Genomic DNA, 12,125 nt, shown 5'->3' with positions numbered 1-12,125 from the left:
TACTTTTTTAGGTTTTTCACAAGATAATAATGCAAGAAAAACTGTATAACATTAAAATTGCTCTAGAAAAACAATAATTTAACTTTTCGTACATTTAGAATATGGAATCGAATAAGAAACATACTTGGAAATCGATACTTCACGAAGTTATCTATGAAGCGGATACTCCTTCTGGGAAGCTTTTTGATATTTTATTGTTAGTATTTATAATACTCAGTATCGTTTTAGTAATGTTAGAGAGTGTGGTAAGTATCGACAGAGAATACCATAGACTCCTGTATATCGGAGAGTGGATTGTAACCATATTATTTTCTATTGAATATATTTTAAGGATTGTTTCTGTAAAAAAACCATTTAAATACATCTTTAGTCCATTCGGTATTATCGATTTTTTATCGACTATACCAATGTATTTATCATTCTTCTTTGTAGGATCTCAAGCTCTAGTAACACTAAGAGCTTTGCGATTACTTAGAGTTTTCAGAATTTTAAAATTAGCGAGATACTTAGGCGCCTCAAACCAACTCAAAGATTCCATTGTTGCAAGTCGTGTAAAAATTATGGTATTTTTATTTGCTGTCATGATTTCTTCTGTGATTTTTGGTACCATTATGTATTTAGTTGAAGGAGAAGCTAACGGTTTTGATAATATTCCTAAAAGTGTGTATTGGTGTGTGGTTACCCTTACCACTGTTGGTTTTGGTGATATCGCACCACAAACCGCACTAGGCCAACTCATCACAACGTTTATCATGATATTAGGTTACGGTATTATCGCTGTACCTACCGGAATTGTCTCTGCCGAATACGTTAGAACTAGCCAAAAAGCAGACAAAGAAAATGAAGCTTTAGAGCAAAATAAAAATGCAGCAGTGAAATTGGATAATGATAATATAAAAGTTCATCTTAACTCGCAACACTGTGATTATTGCAACGTTTCAAACCATAGAGATAATGCTGATTTTTGTTATAATTGCGGACACCCACTTCACCATTAATTTGTAGATATTATAATGTCTAAAACACCCCAAAACTTTGTAATTGCCATTGTTGGCCCGACTGCTATTGGTAAAACGGCGTTAAGTATAAAACTTGCTCAACATTTTAATTCTGAAATTATATCGGCAGATTCTCGTCAATTCTTTAAAGAAATGGCTATAGGAACTGCGGTGCCTTCCAAAGAAGAATTAAGTGCCGCTCCACATCACTTTATTCAACATAAATCGATTAAAGAGTATTTTAGTGTTGGTGATTTTGAACGGGAAGCGATTTCTAAAATCAACGATTTACATCAAAAAAATCCTATTGTAGTTATGGTTGGTGGCTCTGGATTATATGTAAAAGCTGTAACCAAAGGTTTAGATTATTTTCCAGAAGTGGATGCCAATATTAGAGAAAATCTTAACCTTCAACTAGAAAATAGCGGCTTAATTCCATTGCAAGAACAGCTTAAGACTTTAGATTTTGAAGCTTACAATACAATTGCCATAGATAATCCTCAACGCGTTATTAGGGCCTTAGAAATTTGTATTGGTACAGCTAAACCGTATTCTTCTTTTCTTACTAATTCCGAAAAGAATAGAGAATTTAAAACCATTAGTATTGGCTTAAGTGCAGATCGCTCTATGATTTACGATAGAATTAATCAACGTGTAGATATAATGATCGCTAACGGCCTACTAGAAGAAGCTAAAGCACTTTTGCCGTATAAAGATCTTAATGCATTAAACACGGTTGGTTACAAAGAGTTGTTTGCTTATTTTGAAGGTGAATCTACTTTAGAGTTTGCTATCTCTGAAATTAAAAAAAACACAAGACGCTTTGCAAAAAGACAACTTACTTGGTTTAGAAAAGACGACGCAATTACTTGGTTCGATTATGAGACTAACATTGACGCCATCCTAAACCATATAGACACTCAAATTAAGTAATACACGGCCGTTTAGAAACAAAAAATCCAGCTCAATGAACTGGATTCTATATATATAAAGTAAAGACTTATTTGTTATTAATAACTAATCTGAAGCCTTCTCCGTGAATGTTTAAAATCTCAACATTCGGATCTGGCTTTAAGTATTTACGTAATTTAGCAATATACACATCCATACTTCGAGACGTAAAGTAATTATCATCTCTCCAAATCTTTGTTAATGCTAATTCTCTCGGCATTAAATCATTTTCGTGTAATGCTAATAAGCGTAATAATTCGTTTTCTTTTGGTGATAATTTAGAAGGATCTCCGCCATCAAACTTAAGAAAACGTAGTTTAGAGTTTAAATCAAAACGACCAATTTTAAATTCAAATTGTTTGCTATCTGCAACAGTATCTTTAGCTTTACGTTGCATTATAGCTTTAATCTTCATTAATAAAACCTCACTATCAAAAGGTTTATTTAGATAATCGTCTGCTCCTACTTTATAACCTTTAAGTACATCTTCTTTCATGGCTTTAGCCGTTAAGAATACGATAGGTACATCTTCATTTTTTTCTCTAATTTCTTTGGCTAATGTAAAACCATCTTTATAAGGCATCATAACGTCTAAAATACAAAGATCATAATCGTCCTTTTTGAACTTTTCAAAACCTTCCATGCCATTTTTAGCATGTACTACGTCGTAATCGTTCATCATTAAATAATCTTTTAAAACAGTTCCAAAATTTGGATCGTCTTCTACCAAAAGAATTTTTTTGTTTTGCTCTTCCATAATTCGTTTTTATGATATTAACGGCATCTTTATTATAAAAGTGCTGCCTTTTCCTTTTTCACTTTCTACTGATATATGACCTTGATGGTCTTCTACTATTTTCTTAACATATGCCAAACCTAAGCCGTGCCCTTTTACATTATGCACATTTCCTGTATGTTCTCTATAAAACTTCTCAAACACACGTTTCGCAACGGCTTTAGACATTCCATTACCTTGGTCTGATATTTTTACAATAATATTATTTCCAACGTTTTCGGTATATACATCTATTTTTGGTGCATTATCCGAATATTTAATAGCATTATCCAATACATTAACAATAACATTTGTAAAATGCGTATCGTTTGCCAAAACTGATGTATGGTCTGCTTTTAAATGTGTTTTTACATAACCTTTTCTATCTTCTACTATTAATTCTACGTGTGTAATAGCATCTTCTACTAGGTCGTGTAAATCTAGACGTTCCTTACTTATATTTAATTCATTTTTATCTAACTTAGAAATACGCAATACATTTTCTACTTGCGCATGCATACGCTTATTCTCTTCTTTTATCATTCCTAAATATCGCAACACCTTTTCTTGGTCATTGATTATTTTAGGATTTTTTATGGAGTCTAACGCCAAGTTAATTGTGGCAATTGGTGTTTTAAACTCGTGTGTCATATTATTAATAAAATCCGTCTTAATCTGTGATATTTGACGTTGTCTTATTAACTGATAAATGGCACTCGTATAAGCAATAATTATAATACCTGTAAATATTATTGAAAGTACAATCATCCAAAATATAGATGATATTAAATACTTCTTTCTTTCAGGAAAATCAATCCAAAGATTATAACTACTTTCATTATTATTATCTAAAAATATCTTTACGCCATGAGCATCTGGTGACATTTCAAAATTTTGAGATTGCACTTTGGTTGCTAAATCATTGTCATAAATGGCAAATTCAAAATCTAAACTTACACCTTCATCTTCTAATTCACGTCTTAAAAAAGTTTCAACCTGTTTTGCCGTAACACGGTTATAAACCAATTTATCTTTTAACAAATCTTTAAAAGAATCTTCATAAAACTGTTTATCAAAAGCATTTAAAGAAGAATATTCTCTTATTCTAGTTTCTGGGTCTATTCGCCTTACACCATCTATAGTTGTAATATTGTAAGTCTCTGTAATACGCTCACTATATAACTTGCTGATACTAAAACTATCTGCATCTATCTCATTAAACAATGAAGGCACCTTAAATCGTTCTTCTAAAACGGTATTACGATGTACAATGGTTTTATCATTAATATCATCCTCTTCCGATATTAACAATTGTTTAATGATGGAAGAATCCATCTTATTCTCTTTGTTTAGATACGGTCCTATTTTATCGAAATAATTTCTAAATTCATATTCTTCAATTGCTTTAGAAACATAACTTAGCGAACGCTTTACACTAAACGTAAAGTTTTTGTCTTCATTTATTATACTGTTATTTATAAAAAATGATTGTACAAAAATAATCCCAATGAGAGATAAACTCATTAAGACTATCAATAACACAAATAGCTTTTTGCTCATCAGTCAAATTTAACATTTTAACATTTAGTATAAATTAGGTTTAACCTAACGTTAACAAATGAAAGTAAATATTTAGTGTTTTAATATTTTAAGTAGCATATTATGAATATCTAGAGCTTGCTTCTTAGCTTTTTGTAGATCATCATTAACAATAACAAAGTCAGATTTTTCTATTTTATCTGCATCAGACCATTGATTTTTCATAATAGCCTCAACTTTTTCCCTTGATACGTTATCACGTTTCATAACGCGTTGCTTTCGTAGATCTTCATCTGCAACAACGGTTATAATATAATCGTATTGGTCTTGTAGGTTGTTTTCGAAAATAATGGCGACTTCCTTTATAACGTATTCTGAATCTTGATTATTAAGCCAGTGGTTAAAATGCGATGCTACTTTTGGATGCACAATAGCATTCATTTTAGAAAGCAACGTCTTATCATTAAATATTTTTGAAGCTAAATACGGTCTATTCAATTGGTCATCAACGTAAGCCTTTTCTCCAAACAAGCTTATTAATTTTCGCTTAATAACCTTTGAACGGTTCATTAACTTTTTTGCTTCGTCATCAGCAATGTATACAGGAATCCCGAATGATTTAAAACATTCTAAAATAGTGGATTTACCACTCCCAATTCCGCCTGTTAATCCTACTATCATAATTAGAGTTCTATAAAATCTATTTGTTTCTGTTTGATATTAACATGTTTTATAAAATCGGGTTTCTTAACTACTTTTGGTATTAAGAAGGTTTGATTTTCTTCTAATTCGGCATAATCGCATTCAACTTTAAAGTCTAAAGCTTTTATGGCATCATAATTTTCTAAATCTACATAATACGAAAGTGTAACAGCTTTAGGGAAGTAATTAATTGTAATATTTTCTGGCTGATTTGTTATTACAATAGGCACTTCTATTATACCTTCAGTAAAGCGCGTAACATTACCTGTTACCTCTAGTGATTTTGGAAATACATCAATATGATCATAATCAGAAATATCTAATCTCACAATATGTTTAATATCACTTTTTATATCATTTAGCACCAGAGCTTCTGTAGTTACAGAATCGATTTTATCTACTTCTTCTAACGAACCAACTACTTTTACACTATCTATATTAAAACTAAATTCTCCTTTTAAATCATAACCTACAGCGTAATTAATAGCTTTCTTAAATCTTACAGGAACCGTCTTTGAAGCTCTTTTTGAGTACGCAATTAAAAGTGTGTCTGGCATTATAGAAATAACCTCATAAGCACTACCCAACTGACTCTCAATAAGATACTTGTGCTTTAACACATCGAAAACAAAATTTTGAGATTTTAAAGTGACCTCACTTTTCGCATCTACTTCTAACTCCTTAGAGTTATTAAACATAAAGGGCATTAATGAAAACCCTTTTGCTTCTACATACGCTTGAATATAGTTCGTCGAATCCTTTTTTAAGAGTATCTCATCATCAACATTAACCAAATTAACTTTTAATTTTATGGTTTGTTTGTAGTCATTAGACAATTTTGAAAAAATTAGAAACACAAAGGCCACCACAAAAAATAAAGTAAACCGTTTAAAGTTCTTCTTTTTTAAATGGTCTAATATGTTCAAGTTCTTCTTCGTTTTCATTTATTATTAAAAAAATAGTTGTGGAAATGAGTCTTCAGGGTTCTTTCTTAATATAACCAAATTAAATGTCGATTTCAAAAAGCCGAGTCCATATCCAAAAAACTGAATAATTATAGCTAGCAACGCTTGAAAAGCAACACTTAGACTTCGATTTGAAATTAAAGCCAATATAAAAGCTGTAGCAAAATATAATTCGTAAAAATACAACAGTAGATGCATTTGAAAAATCGCCATAACTATCGAAACTATAAAGCCCAAACTAAATACTGTAGGAAACCAGTAGACAATACTTTTAGAATTTGGATGCCATTGATTTAGAATAGGTCTTACCATACCAAATTTATGAACTTGCTTGTAAAACTTAGACCACGAAATTCGTCGTTTGTGATACACAAAAGCAGTTTCAATTAAAGTCGTTTTAAAACCTAGTTTACGTAATCGTAAGGATAAATCGGGATCTTCGCCAGGATGAATTTTACCAAATCCACCTGAAGCCAAAAAAGCCTTTTTAGACAAACCCATATTAAAACTTCGCGGTTGAAAGTCTTCTACATTTTGCTTCCCTCCTCTTATACCTCCTGTGGTAATAAAAGAAGTCATAGCAAAATTTATAGCTTTCTGAAGATTAGAAAACGAACTATGAGCCGCATCCGGGCCACCAAAACAATCATAATAAGATGTGTCTAAAAACGTTTTTACTTCTACTAGGTAATTTGAAGGTAACAGTACATCTGAATCTAAAATGATAAAATAATTTCCTTTAGCCTTCTCCATACCATAATTCCTAGAATCTCCTGGCCCTGAATTCTCTTTAAAATAATAAGAAATATCGAGCTGATTATTATACAACTTTACAATAGATTCTGATGTTTCGGTTGAGCCATCTTCTACGATTACAATTTCATAGGTATGCTGACCTTCAAAATTTGAAAAACTTTCTAGCAGTTCTTTAATTTCGTTGGGTCTGTTATAAACAGGAATAATAAATGAAAAATTAAGAGTCTCCATAAGTCACAAAGGTAATTAAACCAAATACAATTTTTAACAGTTACGATAGCTTAAAATAAATTCAAAATACAGAAATAAATCTCATTGCTTTTCGTTGATTTAGAGCAAAAAAAAAGCCGCTAAAATTAGCGGCTTTTTAAGAATTATAAAGTTAATAAGCTTATTGCTTAATAACTCGTATAGTTTCAGTCACATTTGCAATAGTAACTTTAACAAAGTAAGTCCCTGTTTGCAAGTGAGACATATCTAAGTCACTATCAACTGTATTAGGAGTTACTCTTAATACTTCTTGACCTAGCATATTATACATCGCCACCTGCTCTATTGTGTTCTGAGCATTTAATGTTAATGTATTTTTAACTGGGTTTGGATAGTATGTGAAAGCAGATTCACTTTCGTAGTTAACAGTACTTAATACTTGGTTAGTAGAAATATCTAAGCAAAACGTTCCTGTTTGCGTAGTATAACCATCTACTTGTACATAGTAAGTTTCTCCAACTGTTACTGCTAAATCTGTAATTAATGAATTGTAAGAACTCCCATTAGATAAAATAGTAGTACCGTCATCTTGACTACAACCAATTTCTACTAAATTACCTGGAATACCAGAATAAACTGCTAATTCAGTATCTGTTAATGTTCCTCCTGTAAAATCCGTAGAAACATCTACACTTGCTACATCTGCAGGTACAGTAAAAGTAAACCAAACATCGCTAGCTGCATTAGTACCACTAAAACAATCACCTATCAGTTCTGCAGAGTCTGTTGCTGAAATGTTAGAACTATTGGTGTTTGATCCATCACAGAACCCTTCATCAATTGTAATTGCTATTGCAGTAGCAATATCGTCATTTACAGGAGGGCATGCTAATTGTGTTAAAGCTTCACTTGATTGCTCACACGTTCCATCATTATCATCTGCAATTGTAATCACTACATCTGTAGCATTTGTATATGGACCAAATGTTAATATTGTCGCCTCTGTTGCTGCTTGAGCATCATTCCCTTGATCGTCAGTTACAGTAACAGCAGTAGCTGTTCCCATATCTGTAATATCTACTTCGATATTAAATCCACCACTAGTACCACAATCACTAACTACAGTATATGTAGCCGTTGCATTGGCACAAGTGTTTTCTGTAATATCTAAAGTGTAACCCACAGAATTTGGTGTTGCGAATGTAGAAATCACAATATAATATGTAGTTCCTCCAACAACATCTACACCTTCAATACCTCTATCGGTACTACCAGCAGAACCTGCAAAACCTACACAAGCCGTTGCTTCATCCGTAGGACATCCATCTAATAAATGAATAGCAGACCACGTAGCTGTTAATTCTGTTAAACCTAAATTAATATTAGCATCTGCGCTTGGTGTATATGTATAAACAACGTCATTTCCACTTAAATAATTAGCATTACAAACACTATCACCATTCCCGAAAAAATTAGTATAATTAACAGTATCATCTGTAGTGTTATATGGCAAAGTGTTTATAACAATTGGGTTTGCACAATCATCACCAGAAACTGCTAAACGTGCTGTAACCGTTAACACACCAGATGGATTAGTTGTTGCATCCCATGCTCCTTCAAAACCTCCATACATATAAGGACCTGCGTTCAAAGTAAAACGACTCGCATAATAATAAGTTCCCTCGGTTAAACCAAGATCTTGCATAGCTACAGCAAATTGATCGTTGTTATTACCTCCCTCTTCAGAGAAAAATGGTGCAATTTCCCAAGTCCAACCTGTACCAGATGGATCTGTATCTGTATCACTGTAACCAATCCACGCCTCAATACCTGCTGCTGCACCTGTAGTGGTGTCAGTTAAACCAGCTTCGTATGCTTGTGCAAAAACCAATTGGTCAGCCGCTTCATTTTCAGCAAATGTTAATGCAGCAGGCCATTGTAAGTTATAATAATCTAATGTCGTAGCCGCAGTTGGACAAAAATCCAAAACTGAGTCTAGCACAACATCGCAAGTATCTTCATTTTCATTTTCAAGCGTTAACACTACAGGTGTTCCAATAGGGAAAGGCCCTACAGTAACTTCACCTGTTTCAGTCACCATTGTTGAAGCAACGCCTGCATCGTTAGTGATTTCAAGATTGGTAGAGTCTCCTAAATCAGTTACATCTACTAATATTGAGAATTGAGCGTTATCACAATCTTCAACTATTGAAGCAGTAGCTGCTGCTGGTGCACATAACGCACTTATTCCATTAAAAGTAACATTACCTCTAGACTGAAATCTAACTCCTGTTGGTGGAGCTAATGGGTCTGGATTATTTGCAGGAGTATCTGTTCTATCAACTAATGACAAATTAGCTGTAGGACCATCTGTTGCAGAAACACGATCAGATCCACCTCCATAGTCTGCTTCATTTGCATCAAAAGCAATTATTAGATTATCTGTTCCATTATAGGTAAACGGAGTACTAAATGTAACTGTTAAAACATCTGCTGCTATTGTAACGGTTCCGTTAGTTAATACTTGTGTTAAAGTTGAAACATCTACCCAATCAGTTGTAGACTCGAATGAGGATTTAGTAGTATGTCCAATCCAAACATCTACCATTTCATCTGCAGATGACATATCGGCTCCTGTTATAAGCTGAAAATCCATCGATGTGATATCACCCGTAGAATTTATTTCCGAAGCCAAATAAATAGATTGACCATAAGAATAACCATAATAAGCTGTTACTGGAGGTGATTCAAAAGTCCCACCGTCGTTACCTGTACCTATGGTAACTTGAGAAAAAGAAAGCGATGTAAACAAAATCGCCATAATTAATGTAATTTTCTTCATATAAAATATATTTTAGTTAGTAATTCTTTAAAAATATGTTAATTATTCATATAAATCTGAGGTTTAACCTTCAAATCGTTTAAACGCAAAGAAAACCGTTTAGAACTAAAACATCTATATAAATTTAAACGTCTAACAATTGAACTTAATTTTTTTTATTTTCAACGCTATAAATACGGCATAACTTAGAGATTTAATAGAGTTTAAAACAAAAGGAAGCCGCTAATTTTAGCGGCTTCCTGTATATAATAAAGTGTTTAATACTTATTGCTTAATCACTCTTATTGTTTCTGTCACATTTGCTATAGTTACTTTAACAAAGTAAGCACCTGTTGCCAAGTTAGACATATCTAAATCACTATCAACAGTATTAGGAGTAGCTCTTAATACTTCTTGACCTAGCATATTAAACATAGACACTTGCTCTATTGTTTTTTGAGCATTTAATGATAATGTGTTTTTAACTGGGTTAGGATAGTATGTGAAAGCAGCTTCATTTTCGTAGCTATTAGTACTTAATACTTGGTTTGTAGAAATATCTAAACAAAACGTTCCTGTTTGCGTAGTATAACCATCTATTTGTATATAGTAAGTTTCTCCAGCAGTAACTGCTAAATCATTAATTAGAGAATTCCAAGAAAAACCATTAGATAAATCGGTAACACCATCATCTTGACTACAGCCAATTTCTACTAAATTACCTGGGGCACCAGAATAAACCGCTAATTCAGTATCCAATAAAGTTCCTCCTGTAAAATCAGTAGAAACATCTACAGTTGCAACATTTGCTGGTACAGTAAATGTAAACCAAACATCACTAAGTGTCTCAGTTCCTTGAAAACAAGATCCCATTGCCTCAGCTGAATTAGTTGCGCTAATGTTATTAGCATTAGTATTTGTACCATCACAATATCCTTCATCGACTGCAATTGCTACTGCATTTGCAATATCATCATTTTCCGGTGCACAAGCCTCAAAAAGATAAGTCCCTAATTCAAAATCACAATCAGAACCAGTGTGAACAACTTCCAATGTTACAGTCGTTCCAAATGCATATGGTCCTGCTACGGCTGCAGATCCAGAAATAGCAAAACTATTAGTACCATCACTAACTTCTGTAGCATCTCCTACTGTACTAAATGTAACATTTAAGCTATATGTACTTGCTGCACAATCTGAAACTGTTTCTACTGTCGCTTGACCTGTTGTACAAGCCACATAGTAACCACAAAGATCAAAAGTTCCTATTTCATCGTTACTGTAATCCCAAATCCTTAAATAGTATGTTTCACCACTTGTTAGACCAGAAAGATCCCATGGCCAACCAGAACCAAATTCAGTACAACCTTCCTCAATAAGACTACCTACTGTACCTGAATAATAAGCTCCAGATACAGATACTAAATCAACAAGATTAGATGTATTAAACGTTAATTCACCGCTTGATGGCGCCACAAATGTATACCATAAGTCACCTTTATCTGTTGGTGTACCATAATTACCACATGATGGTGCTGCAACACCTGAATCTGTAGTTCCAAAATTTGACCCAGTAATAGTATTAGCACCACAGTCAGTTCCTTCATCCAATATTAAAGCAATAGCGCTTGTTGGATCATCATTAGAAGCCGCTGATATTGTAGTAAATGTCTGCTCAGTACAATCTATCGCTATACCTACACTGTTAGATGGAGTAATAGTTACATAATACGTTGTACCTTCTGGTAAAACTCCGATGTTAGTTGTTAAAACATTACCTAAAGATTCAGAGTAAACATCCGATAAACCAGACGCAGTACCTACAGATACTTCATAATTATCTACGACACCTGTCGCCGCAGACCATGATAAATCTCCCTCTAAACTAACATTTTCAGTATCCACTAATACAGCATCACAATCAGGGCTACTAGAAAGATTAAAAGTAACCATCAAATCAATATCAAAAAATATGATATCTGACCAGTTGTCAGCATCAAATGAGGTAATTGTTATAGCAGTAAAACCTGTAATGTCTAGACCGTTAAAATCTGAATCACAACCACCTAATATACTGGTTCCATCTGCAACCCCACCTACAACTAATAAATCAAAATTATAATAATTTCCACAATAAGTTGTATCCCCAGTAGGACCCCCAAAATGAACCGTGAAATTACCTAATGTAATTTCCGTAATTGGAGCAGTACCATTTATAGTAATGTCTGTGTTAAGAATAGTTAGTACTGTTGGGGAGCTATCAGATCCATTAGTGCCAAAATTTTGACTTACTTGTGAGAACCCAAAAAAAGAGATCCCAAGTAATAAAAATAAAAACGTAATTTTCTTCATAAAAATATATTTTAGTTAGTAATTCTTTAAAAATATGTTAAATCTTTAAAACATTG

General features: G+C 33.0%; 9 protein-coding genes. 2 read left to right on the top strand and 7 right to left on the bottom strand.

The features are described from left to right. Window positions 1-101 precede the first annotated feature (101 nt). Together HM984_RS15010 and miaA are read left to right on the top strand one after the other, a co-directional pair. Window positions 102-998 (top strand): ion transporter, encoded by an 897-nt coding sequence (locus tag HM984_RS15010; protein WP_115811954.1) that lies wholly within the window; start codon window positions 102-104, stop codon window positions 996-998. Between the two features lie 15 nt (window positions 999-1,013). Further along, entirely contained in the window at window positions 1,014-1,931 is a 918-nt protein-coding gene (miaA, locus tag HM984_RS15005; protein ID WP_179349747.1) for a tRNA (adenosine(37)-N6)-dimethylallyltransferase MiaA, read from the top strand. Window positions 1,932-1,998: 67 nt separating this feature from the next. Here the strand turns inward: miaA and HM984_RS15000 are convergent, their stop codons facing one another. The 7 genes from HM984_RS15000 to HM984_RS14970 all read right to left on the bottom strand — a co-directional run bounded on the left by HM984_RS15000 (window position 1,999) and on the right by HM984_RS14970 (window position 12,069). Continuing rightward, entirely contained in the window at window positions 1,999-2,706 is a 708-nt protein-coding gene (locus tag HM984_RS15000) for a response regulator transcription factor (RefSeq protein ID WP_115811958.1), read from the bottom strand. A 9-nt stretch (window positions 2,707-2,715) separates the two neighbouring features. Continuing rightward, window positions 2,716-4,284, bottom strand: a complete 1,569-nt coding sequence (locus HM984_RS14995; protein ID WP_257018509.1) for a sensor histidine kinase — start codon at window positions 4,282-4,284, stop codon at window positions 2,716-2,718. A gap of 72 nt (window positions 4,285-4,356) precedes the next feature. After that, a complete protein-coding gene (coaE, locus tag HM984_RS14990) occupies window positions 4,357-4,944 on the bottom strand; it encodes a dephospho-CoA kinase (RefSeq protein ID WP_218845061.1) in 588 nt (195 codons plus the stop codon). A 2-nt stretch (window positions 4,945-4,946) separates the two neighbouring features. After that, complete coding sequence (locus HM984_RS14985; protein ID WP_179349746.1) at window positions 4,947-5,891, bottom strand: YbbR-like domain-containing protein; 945 nt, start codon at window positions 5,889-5,891, stop codon at window positions 4,947-4,949. A gap of 24 nt (window positions 5,892-5,915) precedes the next feature. Next, window positions 5,916-6,917: a glycosyltransferase family 2 protein gene (locus HM984_RS14980; RefSeq protein ID WP_179349745.1), complete on the bottom strand. Its 1,002-nt coding sequence runs from the start codon at window positions 6,915-6,917 to the stop codon at window positions 5,916-5,918. A 160-nt stretch (window positions 6,918-7,077) separates the two neighbouring features. Continuing rightward, window positions 7,078-9,738, bottom strand: coding sequence for a T9SS type A sorting domain-containing protein (locus tag HM984_RS14975; RefSeq protein WP_179349744.1), 2,661 nt, complete (start codon window positions 9,736-9,738; stop codon window positions 7,078-7,080). Window positions 9,739-10,002: 264 nt separating this feature from the next. After that, on the bottom strand, window positions 10,003-12,069 hold the full coding sequence (locus tag HM984_RS14970) for a T9SS type A sorting domain-containing protein (RefSeq protein ID WP_179349743.1): 2,067 nt from the start codon (window positions 12,067-12,069) through the stop codon (window positions 10,003-10,005). Window positions 12,070-12,125 lie beyond the last annotated feature (56 nt).

The organism is Winogradskyella pacifica, from assembly GCF_013403915.1.
Taxonomy (GTDB): Bacteria; Bacteroidota; Bacteroidia; order Flavobacteriales; family Flavobacteriaceae; genus Winogradskyella; species Winogradskyella pacifica.
This window is presented reverse-complemented; position numbering and strand designations above follow the sequence as displayed.